The following is a 433-nucleotide window of genomic DNA, read 5'->3' as shown; positions in this document are numbered from 1 at the left end:
GTGTCGGGCAAGACGGTGGAGGAAACCGTGAAGGAGGGCTCCGACAACGTTTATCAGAAGTACAACGCGAACACGAACGGCGAGAAAGTCATCGCGCTCACCTTCGACGATGGCCCGTGGCCCACGACCCAGGAACTGCTCGACGTGCTGAAGGAGAACAACGCCGTGGCGACGTTCTTCACGATCGGCGAGCAGATTTCCGATAAGACCGATTACGTGGAGACGATCAAGCGCATGGAAGCCGAGGGTCACCAGATCGGCACCCACTCCTACGACCATGCGGCCACCGGCGGCGGCAACGGCGTGGACATGACGCACCAGAGTCCCGAGAAGCAGATTGAAGAGGTGCAGATGGGCCAGCAGGCCATCGCGGATGCGACGGGCGCCGAGGCGTCGAAGGTGTTCCGTTCGCCGGGCGGCAACTTCCACGACG

1 protein-coding gene is annotated in these 433 nt (G+C 62.1%); it reads left to right on the top strand.

Going from position 1 to position 433, the window contains the following annotated elements; genetic code table 11:
* Window positions 1–433: polysaccharide deacetylase family protein (locus NE591_RS12515; protein ID WP_256156776.1), on the top strand; the 433-nt coding region annotated here is incomplete at both ends.

Source organism: Adlercreutzia sp. DFI.6.23 (assembly GCF_024462535.1).
GTDB lineage: Bacteria > Actinomycetota > Coriobacteriia > Coriobacteriales > Eggerthellaceae > Adlercreutzia > Adlercreutzia rubneri.
The sequence above is the reverse complement of the archived record's forward strand: the minus strand, read 5'-3'. Positions and strand labels throughout refer to the sequence as shown.